We start from the raw sequence: 17,807 nt of genomic DNA, 5'->3' as shown, positions 1-17,807 counted from the left end.
GAATCATGGGAAGCAGTTTTGAACTATGCTACAATCAAAACCATAAATGAATGAGAAGGAGGGTCTCGGAATGAATTCCGATCAGTCTTCAAACAAAAATAAATTTACAATTATTAAGGACGACTCAACAGATGGTCACGGCGGTTATGGCTATGGCTCCATTAGCTTGGAAAATATGTCGTCTGTCATTGTAGATCCAAATGAAAATAAGGCTTATGTTGATATGGCAGCAATGCATGCTAGAAGTGATATAGAACGTCGTGTAAAGTATCTTTCAGATAAAAGCGAAGTTCCAAATGGAAAATTATATTGGATTGTTTGGGTTAATGTAGCGCGTAATGAAAACGGGGCTTATTTTGCTGGTGTTGCTGGCAGTGAACTGCGTGTAGATCGTTCAATAAAACGAGCCTATAAATCAATGCCTGAGCATGTAAAGCATATGGAGCAATCCTTAAAGGGAAAAATTGTTGTCGACCATATGGACGAGCATTCCAAGAAGCTGCTGAAGGACTTTCTGGTAGACTTTGATCGAAATATGTGGGAAAACTCGACAGACGAATTGAAATCGGCATTGTCGGTATAAAAGTTGGTTATCTGTTCGTGAAAATATAAATTATGAACATTTTGTGACTTTGTTATGAACCTTTCGATTTTGCCTTGTACTTTATGTAGGAAGTTTGTAAAATATAGTCTACATGGGCTATTCATGTATTACTAGGACAAAAAAGAGGCCGAATTCAGTTCAACTGGATTTGGTCTCTTTTTTTAAAAGATAAGAAAGTATAAACATAGGTGCTTGGAGATAACGAGATTACCGGAGCCACGTCCGCATCCGGCGCATGAGTCCAGCAACTAGGCAACTTCACTCCATTGCCCTACGATAAGTCATCATCGGTTCGTTACCTCACCGTGATTCCTTTATCTCACGTAATTCGCTCCAGTCACTACGTTGTTAACCGGGTTCTGCGCCTTTGTTCATGCTAATCAAATAGGTCAAATAGCTTTTCAATCATCGTTTTCTTTGGTTTTTCTGTAGGGGGTTCATCCGGTTTGTCTTCAGGTAAATGGACATTACAATAGGAAACTGGCTCGTTACCTTTTTCAAAGAACATCACTCTGCTTGTGGGGCAATAGGGTGTTGCTCGTTGGCCAGTAACAGGATCTACAGGAACACCAACTACTCCGGAAGGGATAGGGAAACTCTCGTTTGGTTGTTTCTGATGGACAGATGTCATAAAACTTGCCCATATATCCTTCGCGTAGCTCATTTCTTTAACGACTTCTATCGTCCGATTGTCATCGTAGCCGACCCAAACACCTGTGACAAGGGAGGGGCTAAAGCCAATCATCCAACTATCGGAATCGGTAGACCCTGATTTGCCAGCATATGTACGGTCAAGCTGATCAACCATTGTAGAACCGGTTACTTGCATATACCCATTCAACTCCTCATCAAACATCCCTGTCATTAAATGCGAGAGAATAAACGCCTTTTTTGGATCAAGTATTTGTTCGCCTGATTCGTTGGATCGATTATAGACTGTATCGCCTTCTTGATCCACTATTTTAGTAACGGTATGCACGTCCAGTTGCTTTCCGCCGTTTGCCAGCATGCTATACCCACGAACCATTTCTTTTATAGATACAACTTCTGAACCAAGTGCTAAGGAAGGGACAGCTGTCAGATCACTTGTAAAACCAAAGTTCCTCGCTGTTTCTACTAGATTTTCAGGTCCAACAAACATGTTTGTTTTTACTGCATAGATATTATCTGAAAGCGCCAATGCTTGTGCTAACGAAATGGGTTTATTCGCATAATAGTCATTAAAATTACTCGGTTTATAGACACTTCCTTGATCTAATTTAAATGTAGTCGGTTGACTCATTAACATCGTAGTAGCATTATAACCACGTTCTAAAGCAGCGTAGTATAGAAAAGGCTTAAAGGTGGACCCTGGCATTCGTTTTGCTTGTGCGGCTCGGTTATAGGGGCTATTTGCATAACTGCGTCCACCTACCATAGCAATGATCCCACCTGTTTTCGGGTTTATTGCTAAACCGCTCGCTTGTATTTTACTTTGCTTAGAAATGGTGTTTGTAATCTGGTCTTCTAACTGTGTTTGCTCTTGCTTTTGCATGGTGGTGTAAATGTGGTATCCACCGCTGCGCACTGCGTCAGCATCTAGTTCCAAAATGCTTGCTGCTTCTTTTATAGCTGTATCCTGAAAATAGTTACCTATTTGGTTTTGTTTGTTATCTTCCTTCTTTCGATAATGTAAAACCTCGTTTTTCGCTGTTTGGTACGCACTGCTTGTAATTAACTTTTGATTTTCCATGATTTTTAAGATTTGCTGTTGGCGTTGCTGCGCCTTTGCTTGGTTATTAAAAGGGGAGTAGTAGGTAGGACCTTTAGGGACACCTGCAAGCATGGCAGCTTCTGCTAGGGAAAGTTCGCTAGCAGATTTGTTAAAGAAATAGTTACTGGCAGCTTCAATGCCGTAAGCTCCATGTCCATAATAAATCGTATTTAAGTAGCCCTCCAAAATTTCCGATTTAGAGTAGAACATTTCCAGTCGCACGGTAAAAAAAGCCTCTTTTATTTTTCGCCACCATGTTTTTTCATGGGTTAAATATAAATTTCGTGCATATTGCTGTGTTAGCGTGCTCGCTCCTTCTTTAAGCGACAATGTTTTTATATTTTCGACCATCGCTCCAAAAATTCGTTTCACATCAAACCCACGATGATCGTAAAAATGACGATCTTCTACAGCAAGTGTAGCGTGGATGGCTTCATCAGCAACCTGATCAAGCTTCACTAATTTTTCGGTTTGTTTATTACCAACTTCGCTAAAAGGTTCTCCCGAGCTTGTATATAGCGTTGTTTGCTGATTCATCGTTATTGGTGGAGGACCTAAAAGAAAACTAACGACGTAAACACCGATTACGAAAGCGATGCATATTCCTGATAGTATTAGGATGAATAGAAGACGACGTCTGTTTCTCTGTTTGCTCATATATGCTTTCCCTCTTTAATTTGTTCAGTTACTACCATTATGGGAAAACAAGCCGACAAATAAACGTAAGAATGTTTACAAACTAAATAGGTAGAGGTGTGGGTATGGAATTAAAATAAGGCATTGGCTTGAATGTCTTTTAGAATGGTTACGGAGGCTGCAAACTTTTCTTGTTCAGCTTCGTCTAGAGAAAATTCCGCTACGCCTTTTACACCTGCTCGATGAATAATGGATGGAACCCCAATATAAACATCATCATGCCCAAGCTCACCAGTTAATAATGTGCCTACTGGCAGGATAATATGTTCGTTATTTAAAATGGCTTTCGTTATTCTTGCTAATCCCATACCAATAGCATAGTAAGTAGCCCCTTTAAGTGAAATGATCTCATAAGCAGCGTTACGAACTTGGTTAGCGATCTGAGATTTTTCTTCATCCGATAGTTTCCCTGCAATTGGTGTTCCAGAAATATTTGCTCTACTCCACACGGGAAGCTGGGAATCACCATGCTCACCGATCACATATCCATGCACACTTGCTGGAGCTGTCGCAAATTTTTGACCTAATAGGAAACGGAACCTTGCTGAATCTAATACTGTACCAGAGCCAATTACTCTTTCTTTTGGAAGCTGGGAGAATTTCCATGTTGCATAGGATAAGATGTCAACGGGGTTCGTGGCTACAATAAAAATACCGTTAAATCCTGCATCCATAATCGACTCGACCATAGATTTAAAAATCTTAACGTTTTTATTGACGAGATCCAATCTTGTTTCACCTTCTTTTTGCGCCGCCCCTGCACAAATAACTACGATAGCAGCGTCTTTACAATCGGCGTAGGTTCCTTGTGTAATATTCATCGCACTAGGAGCATAGACGATCCCATGATTGAGATCCATCATTTCCCCTCTCGCCTTGTCTTCATTTATATCCACTAAAACGAGTTCATTACTTAAACCTTGGTTCATTAAAGCGTAAGCATAGCTTGTCCCAACAGCGCCTGTGCCTACTAAAACAATTTTATTTCCTGGTGTGATATGCATAAATTAGTCCTCCTCTGAGTAGGTCATTTTGTGTGATATGTGATGATTATATCCCTTTCGTATAAATACCTACAATAATATGTTGCCTAGTTGATTAAAAAAGAAACCACTATATTAAAAAATATTACTTATGTATTCGTTTTATTGTCACGATAGCGTTTACGGGGAAAATAAAGAACAGTACTAACTGAAGAGCAATAGTTACATCATATGTAATATTTCGACAACGGAAATTAGACTGAATAAACTTGCTCGATTGGATTTGAATTTTCCCTTTTTTCCTTTCTTCCCTCTGCTTGATAAATATTCTTTGTTATAATAGAATACACAAGAATACACTATTCTACAAACGATTTTAGGGAAGTAGATCTCCATCTGCAACAGCTATAAGTGGAGGATTTAAAATGCGGAATAAACAGCAAATATCTGTATGGATTGAACTTTACACGACCATCGATGACGATGGGCAAAAGGAATATCATAAAAGTAAACAAACTGGAGTTCTTTACAAAAAGGGGAATATAGACGTTCTTACTTTTGAGGAAGTAGCAGAAGATGCGTCTGTTGTAAAAAATCTGGTCACTATTCAACCAGATAAAGTGAGTTTAAAACGCTCTGGTAATCTTAGCATGAATCAGCAATTCCATGTTAATAAAGCAACAGAAAATGTACTAAAGCATCCTTATGGCAATTTACATATGGAAACTTTTACGACAGCCATTGTCTATGATCCTTTAACCCCAGCAAAAAATGGTAGCTTGCAAATTGTTTATGATCTCAAACTAAACGGACAGCAAGCAAGACAGCAAAAGATCGATTTAATTATGAAAGAGGTGGACATGGCATGAGCCTATTAACACAAACGGAGGAAGCATTGAAACAACAGATTAAGGATGCCGTCCTGCAGGCGGGACTTGCAAATGAAGACAAGATGCCAGAAGTGGAACTTGAGAAACCGAAAGATAAAAACCACGGGGACTTTGCAACAAATATTGCTATGCAGCTAGCGAGGGTGGCAAAAAAAGCCCCACGTCAAATAGCGGAGGAAATGGTAAGTCACTTTAATCACGCAGAGGCTTCTGTCGAAAAAGTAGAAATCGCCGGTCCAGGCTTTATTAATTTTTTCATGAAAGAGGATTTCCTCGGTTCTATTGTTCCTAACATCTTGAAAGATGGAGCAGCTTATGGAAGGTCACAAGCAGGTAACAACGAGCGTGTCCAAGTGGAGTTTGTCTCTGTGAATCCGACTGGAGATTTGCATTTAGGCCATGCTCGAGGTGCTGCTTTTGGAGACGTACTCTGTAATATATTAGATGCTGCAGGCTACCAGGTTGAACGAGAGTATTATATTAATGATGCCGGCAATCAAATTGATAATTTAGCGCTCTCTGTAGAAGCTCGTTATTTGCAAGCGTTGGGGCAAGAAGCAACATTGCCTGAAGATGGGTATCATGGAGAAGATATTGCAGAAATTGGCAAACAGTTAAGTCAAGAATATGGAGATGAATGGGCGCAAAAAGATAAAGAAGAGCGTTTAGCTTTCTTTAAAGAATACGGATTAAACTATGAATTAGGCAAAATAAAAAAAGATTTACAAACCTTTGGCGTACATTTTGACTCGTGGTTTTCAGAACGCTCCCTTTACAAGGACAATAAAATCGTTGAGACTCTAGAAAAAATCGCTGCATACACCTATGAAAAAGATGGGGCGACCTGGTTTCGGTCTACGGAATTTGGTGATGATAAAGATCGTGTATTAATTAAACAAGATGGAAGCTACACATATTTAACACCTGATATAGCGTATCATAAAAATAAGCTTGATCGCGGGTTTAACCAAATTATCAATGTTTGGGGAGCCGATCATCACGGGTATATTCCTCGGATGCGAGCAGCTATCCAGGCACTAGGTTATCCGGTTGAAAAGTTTGCCGTAAAAATTATTCAAATGGTTAATTTATTTGAAAATGGTGAAAAGGTACGCATGAGTAAACGTACTGGAAAAGCCGTAGCGCTTCGAGAGCTGATGGAAGAAGTCGGCGTAGATGCTGTTCGTTATTACTTTGTTATGCGTTCTAATGATTCGCAGCTTGATTTTGATATGGACCTTGCTCGCTCACAATCAAATGATAATCCTGTTTTTTATGTGCAATATGCACATGCACGTATTTGTACGATGCTGAAGCAAGCAGAGTCAAAAGGATTTTCCGTTGATAGTAAAGCAGATGTCTCTCTCTTAACCACAGAAAAAGAAAGCGATTTGCTTAAAAAGCTGGCTGCATTTCCTCAAGTTATCGCGGATGCTGCTATCAAACAAACACCGCATAAGGTAACACAGTACGTATTCGATCTAGCTTCGTTATTACACAGCTTCTATAATGCAGAAAAAGTATTGGATATGGACCACAAAGAAAGAACAAAAGCACGTATTGCTTTGATGCAAGCTGTGAAGATTACATTGGCAAATGCATTACGAGTGATAGGGGTCTCCGCACCAGAAAAAATGTAGTTGTGTTATAAATGGAATAGGGTTTTACGTTGACTAAGAAAACAGGTCATCACTTCGTCTTATATAAGTGTTGACCTATTGATTTACTTCTATCCATCTTTATTATGCCAAACGATAAAATTCCTTTAACAGCTCGTTTTTTAGGGGATTCAAGGTTTTAATCATGTAAGAAAAATGACTTTGTCTATATCACCCCGTCTATAAGGTGCTGTCCTGCTTGAGGAGTTAGATCATCTGTACTGCAACAAGCCTACGTGGGAGATAACAGTTATTAAACGCCCTATTTTGTAAGGGGCTTTTAGGTCAAACCATTACGTACTAAAATCCTTGGGGGTAAATACTCCTACTAATGAAAGGGTCAATTTATAATTTATTAGAGAAACTTGGCTTATAGCCAAATAATGGCGACAGCCGTAGTTTTGCTTATACTATAAACCCTAAAATGATACGAATAGTAAAACAAAAGACGACTAGACCATACAATCTTGGTCTAGTCGTCTACGTGTTGACCCCCGGGTTAAACTTACGATTCAGTAGGAATAGATAGTATTTCTTTGGCGCGGACCACTTCTGCTTCTGTAGGTGGTTCAACGCCGGCAAGTGGATATTCTAGGTTTAAATGTTCCCACTTATAAACTCCCATTGTATGGTAAGGAAGGACTTCTACTTTTTGTACATTGCCCAGATTCGTAATAAATTCATTTAGTGCCGCTAATTCTTCTGGATCGTTTGTTCTTCCAGGAATGAGTACGCGACGAATCCAAACGGGTGTGTTTTTCTCTGCTAATAATTTAGCGAACTTTAGAATATGCGCATTTGGCATACCCGTAAGTTGTTTGTGCAAATCATTATCTAAATGTTTGATATCTAGGAGTACAAGGTCTGTAACGCTTAATAATTCATCCACTTTCCTTAAAAAAGTAGGGCTCTCTCGGAAACATCCAGCTGATGTATCAATTGCTGTGTGGACACCTAATTTTTTGCATTCTTTAAACAGCTCTAGCAGAAAGTCGATTTGTAATAATGGTTCTCCGCCACTAACCGTAAGCCCTCCACTATTTTTAATGTATGGGAGGTAGTCTTGTAGATCTGCAATGATTTCGTCTACACTTTTTTCAACCCCGCCCTTTACGTCCCATGTGTCGGGATTATGGCAAAATTGACATCGAAGCAGACAGCCTTGTAAAAAGATAACATAACGTAATCCTGGTCCGTCTACTGTACCGCATGTTTCTATCGAGTGAATTCTTCCGATCATTGGTAAAGCCCCCTTCTTTAAGAGCGGAAGGACAGAATAAGCGCCCTTCCTGACAAAATAAATTTACTAGTGTCCTTACAGTCCTTTATGGAATGTACGGTTAATAACATCAAGCTGTTGCTCTCTCGTTAGTTTGATAAAGTTTACTGCATATCCACTTACACGAATCGTTAATTGTGGATATAATTCTGGATGCTCCATAGCATCTTCCAGTGTTTCGCGGTCAAATACGTTAATGTTTAGGTGGTGTCCTTCTTTACTTGCATACCCATCAAGGATCGATACTAAGTTGCTAGTACGTTCATCTTCCGTTTTACCAAGTGCTTTTGGAACAAAGCTTGTCGTATTGGAAATACCGTCCATCGAATTTTCGTATGGAATTTTAGCTACACTGTTCAAAGATGCAAGTGCACCTGATTGGTCACGGCCATGAAGCGGGTTAGCACCTGGTGCAAATGGTTCGCCAGCGCGACGCCCGTCTGGAGTGTTACCAGTTTTCTTACCGTAAACAACGTTAGAAGTAATGGTTAAAATAGATAATGTTGGCACAGCATTTCGGTATGTTTCATGTTGCCGGAACTTATTCATAAATCTATTGACAATATCAACAGCTAAAGAGTCAACCGCATCATCGTTGTTACCATATTTAGGGAAATCGCCTTCAATACGGTAATCGACTGCTAAGCCGTCTTCATCACGAATAACATGAACTTTTGCATGTTTAATGGCACTTAAGCTATCGGCGACTACACTTAGTCCTGCAATACCGCCTGCCATGGTACGAAGCACGTCTTTGTCATGTAATGCCATTTCAATACGTTCGTACGCATATTTATCATGCATGTAATGAATGACGTTTAATGTGTTCATATAAAGCTTAGCTAACCAATCTAAAATTACATCATATCTTTCCATTACTTCATCAAAATCTAATACATCAGATGTGATTGGGCGAAGTGGTGGTGCTACTTGCATTTTTAATTTTTCATCTACTCCCCCGTTAATAGCATAAAGTAATGCTTTTGCTAAGTTAGCACGTGCGCCGAAGAATTGCATTTGTTTACCGATTTCCATTGCGCTTACGCAACATGCAATACCGTAGTCATCGCCGTAATATTTACGCATTAGATCATCATTTTCATATTGGATAGAACTGGATTCAATAGACATTTTTGCACAATATTTTTTAAAACCTTCTGGTAACTTTGTTGACCAAAGAATCGTTAAGTTTGGCTCTGGAGCAGGTCCTAGGTTGGTTAAAGTGTGTAAGAAACGGAATGAGTTCTTCGTAACAAGTGGCTCTCCTTGTAAGCTTACACCACCAATGGATTCTGTTACCCAAGTAGGATCCCCGCTAAATAATTCATTATATTCTGGCGTACGGGCAAATTTCACTAAACGCAATTTCATAACAAAATGGTCAATTAGTTCTTGTGCTTGTTCTTCTGTTAGAATACCTTCTTTTAGATCACGTTCCATATAGATATCTAGGAAAGTAGATACGCGTCCTAAACTCATTGCTGCGCCATTTTGTTCTTTAATTGCAGCTAAATAAGCAAAATATAACCATTGAACAGCTTCTTGCGCATTTGTAGCTGGTTTAGAAATGTCATAACCATAGCTTTCAGCCATTTGCTTTAATTCATGTAATGCTCTTATTTGTTCCATATGCTCTTCACGCTGTTTAATAATATCTTCTGACATAATTCCGTCATTTTCTAATAGCGTAAGCTCTTCTTGCTTTTTCTCAATTAAGAAATCCACACCATATAAGGCAACACGACGATAGTCACCAATAATACGCCCACGACCATAAGCATCAGGCAATCCTGTAATAATACCAGCTTTACGTGCTTTTCGCATATCAGGAGTATAAGCATCGAATACACCTTGGTTATGCGTTTTTCGATATTCTGTAAAGATATGCTCTGTTTCCTTATCTAGTTCATAGCCATATGCTTCACATGAATTTTTTGCCATGCGAATACCACCAAATGGCATTAAACCGCGTTTGAATGGTTTATCTGTCTGAACTCCGACAATCTTTTCTTTATCTTTATTAAGATATCCAGGGCCATGTGAAGTGATGGTTGAAGGGATTTTTGTATCCATCTCTAATACTCCGCCAGCTTCACGTTCTTTTGCAGTAAGTTCTGTCACTTGTTTCCAAAGATCCAAGGTGTTTTGAGTAGGTTTAGCTAAAAATTGTTCATCACCTTCGTAGCAAGTGAAGTTACGTATAATAAAGTCTCTAACATCAACATTTTGTTCCCATTTCCCCGTGCGGAAAGTTCTCCAAGGGGCTAAAGTAGTAGTAGTCATAAAACTACCTCCTTAAGAAATATTAAAGCTTCTACTTAATAGTATACCGAAAAAACTATATTTGTGAAAGAATTCACGTGTGATTATTTTATGACATTTTCCTTTATTCATAAGGAATCACAAAGAATACGCTTACATAAAGGTGGTTATTTTTCCTTTCATTTTCACAAACTATTTTTAAAAAAATAAGAAAGTGTGAAATTTGTTGTTTTGGGATAACGATATAAAGGAATAGCCACGTCCGGCTTAAGCGCTCAGCAACTAGGCGACTTCACGAAAGCGCCCTACGATAAGTCATCATTGGTTCGTGCCTCACCATGATTCCTAAAACTTTAGTTGCTTCGCTCCAGTCGCTACGTTGCTAACCGGGCGCTTACACCTTTGTTCTTAAGCAACAAAACTAAAAAGTCTGTTGCTGGTTATGAATCATAAGGAGACGTTACTGTCAAACTATTTTAGGAGCTAGCTGCTGAAATTTCTGATCGCTTCTGTTATAAAGTAAAATTCACCAGATAAATAGTTGACTGAATGATCATTCATATTTATAGTAGTAGATATAAGATTTAAAAACAAACTATTTTTCTGAATAATGCAATCGCTATCATTCGAGGGGAGTTGTACGCCTGACTGAATTAGTTTACTGCACGATAAGGGGGAGTGAGTAAAGTGAATACATTTTTGCTTGTAAATGCAATTGCGTTTGCGATTATTACCATCTATGGGGTGTATTTATTTGCTAAGGTTGTAGCTACGCGGGTAGCGTATATTCGTTTGGGGAGAAAGTCAGAATTTGATCGGGATATTAAAGAACGTTTTAGAAGAATAGGGAAGATTGTTTTTGGTCAGTCGAAGCTATTAAAGGATAAAAAGTCGGGTATCATTCATGTGATGATGTTCTACGGATTTATTCTCGTTCAATTTGGTGCGATTGACATGTTTATTAAAGGATTATCTCCTGAGAGTCATTTGCCATTAGGGCCGATTTATCCGGGATTTGTATTCTTTCAGGAATTAGTAACATTAATGATTCTCGTCGCAGTTATATGGGCTTTTTATCGCCGTTATATTGAAAAGCTCGTCCGCCTCAAGCGAGGGTTTAAAGCTGGTTTAGTTTTATTGTTTATTGGCACATTAATGATCTCTGTGCTGTTTGGAAATGGAATGGCACAGTTATGGCATGGACATGATCCAACGTGGACAGAGCCGGTTGCCAGTGTTATTGCGATGGCTTTTTCCTGGTTGTCTGCTACGGGCGCTATGGTGTTGTTTTATCTCGCGTGGTGGATTCATACGATTACCATTCTTGTGTTCCTTGTTTATGTCCCACAATCCAAGCATGCGCATTTAATTGCTGCACCTATTAACGTGTTCTTAAGTAAACGTATTCCAGGAAAATTGAATAAAATCGATTTTGAAATGGACGAAGACCAGGATGAAGAAGAAATATCCTTTGGGGTAGGAAAAGTAGAGGATTTTGAGCAATATCAAATGATTGATTTTTATGCGTGTGTGGAATGTGGCAGATGTATGGATGTTTGTCCAGCTTCAGGAACAGGTAAAATGCTCTCGCCTATGGATATTATGATTAAGGTGCGCGATCATTTAACCGAAAAGGGAGCAGCAATTACTGGGAAGTCACCATGGGTTCCAGCATATGCATTTGCTAATGCAGCGGGAAATCAGGCATCTGCAAAACAAGAGGTAGCAGCGACGGTGCAAAGTGTTCGTTTAATCGGAGATGTCATTACAGAAGAAGAACTGGCTGGCTGTACGACATGCCGAAACTGTGAAGATGCATGTCCTGTTAACAATGAACATGTGGGAACGATTATTGATATGCGCAGATATTTAGTGATGACAGAAGGTAAAATGGATCAGGATGTTCAACGGGCGGTTATGAATATCGAGCGTCAAGGTAATCCATGGGGTCTATCGAAAAAGGATCGCATAAAATGGCGTGAGCAGGATGAATCGGTTCAAATACCAACGATTAAAGAACTGAATAAAGAAGGCAAGGATTTTGAATACCTGTTTTGGGTTAGTTCGATGGGAGCTTATGATAATCGAAGTCAAAAAATCGCTCTGGCATTTGCGAAGCTGTTAAATCAAGCTGGTGTAAGTTTTGCAATATTAGGAAATAAGGAAGCGAATTCTGGGGATACAGCACGTCGGATAGGAAATGAGTTTTTATTTCAGGAAATAGCCGAGAAAAATATTAAAGAATTCACTAAAAATGATGTAAAAAAAATTGTTACCATTGATCCACATGCATACAATATTTTTAAAAATGAATACCCAGATTTTGGCTTCGAAGCAGAAGTTTACCACCATACACAACTATTATATGATTTAGTCATAGATGGTAAGTTAAAACCGCAAAAGGCGATTAATCAAAGATTAACTTACCACGATTCTTGTTATTTAGGCAGATATAACGGTGTTTATGATCCACCACGAGAAATTCTTCAAGCCATTCCAGGTTTAGAGCTTGTAGAAATGGAACGTAGTAAAGAAAATGGCATGTGTTGTGGTGCAGGCGGTGGATTAATGTGGTCAGAAGAAACGACAGGAAACCGAATTAATGTAGCACGTACAGAACAAGCGCTAGCTGTAGAACCAAACATGATCTCTAGTGCATGTCCATATTGCCTAACGATGATTAGTGATGGAACAAAAGCGAAAGAAGTGGAAGAAGATATAAGCACGATGGATGTTGCCGAGATTTTAGCAATTTCTGTATTTGATGAAGAGAAAATAAAAACAGCTTAATCAAAAACATAGAATCGAAGAATAACTTGATAGCTAAACGTGAGCTAAAATGTTCCAAAATGAGAATGGTTGTAGAAATATGGAAGTAATCCAAACAAATTCGATTGTCTATATTTGGAACATAGTTAGATATAAAAACACTTCGATTATTTCACAATACCTGTTATTCTAATACTCTATAGAATATGTTCAAAAAGCTAGGTTTCCTCGCTTTTTGAACATATTATGAAAGGAATAATGAGCGAGCGTTCAATCAAAAGAGGAGTGGATGATAAATGACGAGAGAAGCAGTTATTGTATCAGGGGCAAGAACCCCATTTGGAAAATTTGGTGGTGTATTACGATCTTTTACCGCCTCCCAGCTAGGAGGTAAGGCTATTGAAGAAGCGTTAAAGCGAGCAGGAATTAATGGAAGTGATGTCGATGAAGTGATTATAGGCAATGTGTTACAGGGTGGTCAAGGTCAAATTCCTTCGAGACAAGCAGCTATAAAAGCAGGGATTCCGTGGGAAGTAAAAACAGAAACGATTAATAAAGTTTGTGCTTCAGGGCTGCGTAGCGTTACGTTAGCTAATCAACTCATCCGATTGGGAGATGAGGAAACCATTGTAGCTGGTGGTATGGAGAGCATGAGTAATGCGCCATATTTGTTGCCCGATGCGCGCTGGGGAAACCGGATGGGAGACAAAAAAGTGGTCGATATGATGATACATGATGGGTTAACCTGTTCTTTTCAAGGCGTACATATGGGGACATATGGAAATGCAACAGCAAAAGAATATGAGCTTACGCGAGAAGAACAGGACAAATGGGCTTATCGTAGTCACCAACGCGCTATTCAAGCAATGGAGGATGGAAAGTTTGCTGAAGAGATCGTAGCTGTGGAAGTGCCGCAGCGTAAGGGGGATGCCTTAATTGTCGATCAAGATGAAGCACCAAGAAAGGGCACAAGTGTTGAAAAGCTAGCAACACTGCGTCCTGCATTTGATCAAGACGGAACCATTACTGCCGGAAATGCGCCTGGTATTAATGACGGCGCATGCGCTTTTGTTGTGATGTCTGATAAAAAAGCCTCCAAGCTTGGCAAGGCACCATTAGCGATTATAAAAGGGCATACGGAGGTTGCAGTTCCTGCAAAAGACTTCCCGAAAACACCAGGTTTAGTAATTAATCAATTACTGAAAAAAACAGGATATTCCAAAGATGAAATCGACTTGTTTGAAATTAATGAGGCATTTGCTGCAGTAGCGTTAGCGAGCGGTAAAATTGCCGGAATTGATCATGAGAAAGTGAACGTGAATGGGGGAGCAGTTGCTTTAGGGCATCCGATTGGGGCAAGTGGATCGCGAATTATATTAACCTTAATCTATGAATTAAAACGGCGGGGTGGCGGACTTGGTATAGCAGCTATTTGCAGTGGGGGAGGCCAAGGCGATGCCATTCTGATCGAAGTTCCAAAAAGATAATAGAAACAAAGGGGAAGAGGAGATATGAACATAAATCAAGTTATGGTCATAGGCGCTGGGCAAATGGGGGCAGGAATTGCCCAAGTCTGTGCACAATCCGGGTTTCATGTATTGTTGTACGATAAACAAACAGAAGCATTAAATCATGGGGTAAAAAGAATTCACAAGTTCGTTCATCGGGCTTGTGAAAAACAAAAGATAACGGAAGAACAACGAGACGCTACATTACAAAGAATAGAGAAAGCATCTACTATTCAAGATGCAGCAAAGGCTGATTTAGTTATTGAAGCCGTTGTAGAAAATATGGCTATAAAGACAGCTGTTTTCCATGAACTCGATCAAATAGCACCAGCAGATACCATTTTAGCCTCCAATACTTCGTCTTTATCCATTACGGAAATTGCAGCTGCAACGAATCGTCCAGATCAAGTTATCGGGATGCATTTTATGAATCCGGTTCCAATAATGCGACTAGTAGAAATTATACGGGCGTTACAGACGAGTGATGGAACCTATTCTACCATTGAAAAAATGACTAAAAAATTAAATAAAGTTCCAGTTACCGTTCAGGATTTCCCTGGGTTTGTCTCCAACCGCATCTTAATGCCAATGATTAATGAAGCGATTTATACATTATATGAAGGGATTGCAACGGTAGAAGATATCGATACATCGATGAAATTAGGGATGAACCATCCGATGGGTCCATTAACACTTGCTGATTTTATTGGGCTAGATACATGCTTGTATATTATGGAAATACTACATGAAGGATTTTCAGATAGCAAATATCGGCCGTGCCCTTTGCTCAAACAATATGTGCAAGCAGGCTGGTTAGGTAAGAAAACAGGACGAGGATTTTATGTGTATACATAAAGACTTTTTTGTACGATAGGAAAGCATAAGAAAATGAATTTAGGTTTTATAGGATAAGCAAAACGGTGGCTATTAATGTAAAAACTTGTCAATAGCCAAGTTTTCCTAAAGAACAGGAGGGAAATTGCATGCTGTGTTGGACCGAAGAACAAGTAATGCTAAATAAAATGGTCAAGGATTTTGCGAAAGCTGAAATCACAAAAGCGATACCTTCTATGGAGGAAGAGGATCGTTTCCCAAAAGAAATTATCAAGCAAATGGGCAAGCTTGGTTTAATGGGAATACCCATCCCAGAAGCATATGGCGGGGCAGGAATGGATTATACTGCTTACATTCAAACGATTCATGAAATATCAAAGGTAAGTGCAACAGTCGGTGTCATTTTATCTGTGCATACATCTGTTGGAACAAACCCAATTCTTAATTTTGGAACGGAGCAACAAAAAAATAAGTATCTCCCCAAACTTGCAAGCGGTGACTATTTAGGGGCTTTTGCCTTAACAGAACCAAATGCAGGATCCGATGCGGCAAGTCTCCAAACAAAAGCAGTGAAAGTAGGAGATGAATACATTTTAAACGGATCAAAAGTGTTTATTACAAACGGTGGGGAAGCGGATACATATATCATTTTTGCCCGTACAGGAGAAGAAAAAAGAGAAATAAGTGCTTTTATTATGGAGAAGGGTACACCAGGACTCGTCATTGGCAAACCAGAAAAAAAGATGGGATTGCACGGGTCAAATACAGTGTCGCTTGTATTTGAAAACTGCCGCATAAGTAAGGAACAGCTTCTAGGGGAAGAAGGAAATGGGTTTAAAATTGCCATGCACAATTTAAATGTTGGCAGAATTGGAATAGCAGCGCAAGCTCTTGGAATAAGTGAAGCAGCTGTAGAGCATGCAACAGACTATGCAAAGGAGCGTAAGCAATTTGGAAAGCCGATTGCGGCGCATCAAGGAATTTCTTTTAAATTGGCTGATATGGCAACCCGTACCGAGGCTGCCAAGCTATTAGTCTATCGGGCAGCATATTTAATAGAACAAGGAAAAGCGTCTGGAAAGGAAGTTTCGATGGCAAAGCTCCTTGCTTCCAAGGCGGCAGTAGAAAATGCCATTGAAGCTGTTCAAATATTTGGAGGTTACGGCTATACCGAGGATTACCCAGTTGAACGTCTGTTTCGCGATGCTAAAATTACCGAAATTTATGAAGGATCCAGTGAAATTCAACGAATCGTGATAGCTAAACATTTATTAAGACAATAATTATGTAACAGAAAGTGTGCGATTGTAGTTAAAGGTAACGGAGTACCGAGCCTAGAGAATAAAGCAAAAAATACCTAAATACACTTTACGAGGAGGGGTCATCTATGAATTTTAAGCTGACCGATGAGCAAGCGATGTTGCGTAAGATGGTGCGGGAGTTTGCTGAAAACGAAGTAGCTCCTTCAGCAGCAGAGCGGGATGAGAATGAACGATTTGACCGAGGAATCTTTGAACAGATGGCAGAACTTGGATTAACAGGGATTCCATGGCCAGAAGAATATGGTGGGATTGGCTCGAATTATATGAGTTATGTCATCGCAGTTGAAGAGTTGTCTCGAGTTTGCGCCTCAACAGGCGTCACTTTATCTGCCCATGTTTCTTTAGCGAGCTGGCCAATCTATCAATACGGTACAGACGAACAAAAACAAACCTTTTTAAAGCGTCTAGCTACGGGGGAAGCATTGGGGGCGTACGCGTTATCAGAACCTAGTGCTGGGAGTGACGTTGTTTCTATGTCAATGACGGCAAAGGATGATGGGGACAGCTATGTGTTGAATGGCAATAAAGTTTGGATTACCAATGGCGGTGTAGCAGATATTTATATTGTTTTCGCTAAAACAGATGCTGATCAACGACATCAAGGCATCACGGCATTTATTGTTGAAAAAGGAACGGTAGGATTTTCGTTCGGTAAGAAAGAAAAAAAACTTGGTATTCGCTCTTCACCGACAACAGAATTGATTTTTGAAAATTGTCGCATACCAAAAGGAAATCGACTTGGGCAAGAAGGAGAAGGCTTTAAAATAGCTATGACTACATTAGATGGAGGTCGAAATGGCATTGCTGCACAGGCATTGGGAATTGCTCAAGGTGCGTTAGATGCTGCAACTGCCTATGCGAAGGAAAGGGTTCAATTTGGTAAACCGATTGCTGCACATCAAGGAATTTCTTTTAAATTAGCAGATATGGCTACGGAGGTAGAGGCTGCACGTCTGTTAACATATCAAGCAGCTTGGTTAGAATCTGAAGGATTACCCTATGGAAAAGCTTCCGCGATGTCCAAGTTATTTGCTGGTGATGCTGCGATGCGAATTACAGTGGAAGCGGTGCAAGTCTTCGGCGGTTACGGATATACGAAAGATTACCCAGTAGAACGATATATGCGGGATGCGAAAATCACCCAAATATATGAAGGCACAAACGAAATTCAACGACTTGTAATTGGTAGAATGTTAACAAAGTAAATGAAAGGAGAACTAGCTTATTTTAAGCAACTACAAGGAGGGCG

At 39.6% G+C, this 17,807-nt stretch carries 12 protein-coding genes; 8 read left to right on the top strand and 4 right to left on the bottom strand.

The window, feature by feature from the left end:
- Positions 1-70: 70 nt before the first annotated feature.
- Positions 71-583: a YwhD family protein gene (locus D1839_RS09515; protein WP_120379671.1), complete on the top strand. Its 513-nt coding sequence runs from the start codon at positions 71-73 to the stop codon at positions 581-583.
- A 397-nt stretch (positions 584-980) separates the two neighbouring features.
- Here the strand turns inward: D1839_RS09515 and D1839_RS09510 are convergent, their stop codons facing one another.
- Together D1839_RS09510 and D1839_RS09505 are read right to left on the bottom strand one after the other, a co-directional pair.
- The gene (locus D1839_RS09510) at positions 981-3,014 is read right to left on the bottom strand and encodes a transglycosylase domain-containing protein (protein WP_120379670.1); all 2,034 of its coding nucleotides are present in this window, start codon (positions 3,012-3,014) and stop codon (positions 981-983) included.
- Between the two features lie 110 nt (positions 3,015-3,124).
- The gene (locus tag D1839_RS09505) at positions 3,125-4,057 is read right to left on the bottom strand and encodes an L-lactate dehydrogenase (RefSeq protein WP_120379669.1); all 933 of its coding nucleotides are present in this window, start codon (positions 4,055-4,057) and stop codon (positions 3,125-3,127) included.
- Positions 4,058-4,461: 404 nt separating this feature from the next.
- On the opposite strand from D1839_RS09505, the gene D1839_RS09500 reads away from it, so the two are divergent.
- Together D1839_RS09500 and argS are read left to right on the top strand one after the other, a co-directional pair.
- On the top strand, positions 4,462-4,905 hold the full coding sequence (locus D1839_RS09500) for a DUF1934 domain-containing protein (protein WP_120379668.1): 444 nt from the start codon (positions 4,462-4,464) through the stop codon (positions 4,903-4,905).
- Positions 4,902-6,566: an arginine--tRNA ligase gene (argS, locus tag D1839_RS09495; RefSeq protein WP_120379667.1), complete on the top strand. Its 1,665-nt coding sequence runs from the start codon at positions 4,902-4,904 to the stop codon at positions 6,564-6,566. The genes D1839_RS09500 and argS overlap by 4 nt, the downstream gene beginning before the upstream one ends.
- A 523-nt stretch (positions 6,567-7,089) precedes the next feature.
- Here the strand turns inward: argS and pflA are convergent.
- The gene (gene pflA / locus D1839_RS09490; protein ID WP_120379666.1) at positions 7,090-7,824 is read right to left on the bottom strand and encodes a pyruvate formate-lyase-activating protein; all 735 of its coding nucleotides are present in this window, start codon (positions 7,822-7,824) and stop codon (positions 7,090-7,092) included.
- 75 nt (positions 7,825-7,899) lie between these two features.
- Positions 7,900-10,146, bottom strand: a complete 2,247-nt coding sequence (gene pflB, locus D1839_RS09485; RefSeq protein WP_120379665.1) for a formate C-acetyltransferase — start codon at positions 10,144-10,146, stop codon at positions 7,900-7,902.
- 666 nt (positions 10,147-10,812) lie between these two features.
- On the opposite strand from pflB, the gene D1839_RS21095 reads away from it, so the two are divergent.
- The 5 genes from D1839_RS21095 to D1839_RS09460 all read left to right on the top strand — a co-directional run bounded on the left by D1839_RS21095 (position 10,813) and on the right by D1839_RS09460 (position 17,763).
- Positions 10,813-12,915 (top strand): (Fe-S)-binding protein, encoded by a 2,103-nt coding sequence (locus tag D1839_RS21095; RefSeq protein ID WP_120379664.1) that lies wholly within the window; start codon positions 10,813-10,815, stop codon positions 12,913-12,915.
- Positions 12,916-13,190: 275 nt separating this feature from the next.
- Entirely contained in the window at positions 13,191-14,381 is a 1,191-nt protein-coding gene (locus D1839_RS09475) for an acetyl-CoA C-acetyltransferase (protein ID WP_120379663.1), read from the top strand.
- Positions 14,382-14,405: 24 nt separating this feature from the next.
- Positions 14,406-15,257 carry a 3-hydroxybutyryl-CoA dehydrogenase gene (locus D1839_RS09470; protein WP_120379662.1) on the top strand — a complete coding sequence of 284 codons (852 nt, stop codon included), beginning with the start codon at positions 14,406-14,408 and terminating at the stop codon, positions 15,255-15,257.
- Positions 15,258-15,385: 128 nt separating this feature from the next.
- Complete coding sequence (locus tag D1839_RS09465) at positions 15,386-16,519, top strand: acyl-CoA dehydrogenase (protein ID WP_120379661.1); 1,134 nt, start codon at positions 15,386-15,388, stop codon at positions 16,517-16,519.
- Between the two features lie 104 nt (positions 16,520-16,623).
- Positions 16,624-17,763 carry an acyl-CoA dehydrogenase gene (locus tag D1839_RS09460; protein WP_120379660.1) on the top strand — a complete coding sequence of 380 codons (1,140 nt, stop codon included), beginning with the start codon at positions 16,624-16,626 and terminating at the stop codon, positions 17,761-17,763.
- Positions 17,764-17,807 lie beyond the last annotated feature (44 nt).

This window comes from Roseburia sp. 1XD42-34 (genome assembly GCF_009917385.1).
In the GTDB taxonomy this organism is placed as follows: domain Bacteria; phylum Bacillota; class Bacilli; order Bacillales; family Amphibacillaceae; genus Virgibacillus.
The sequence above is the reverse complement of the archived record's forward strand: the minus strand, read 5'-3'. Positions and strand labels throughout refer to the sequence as shown.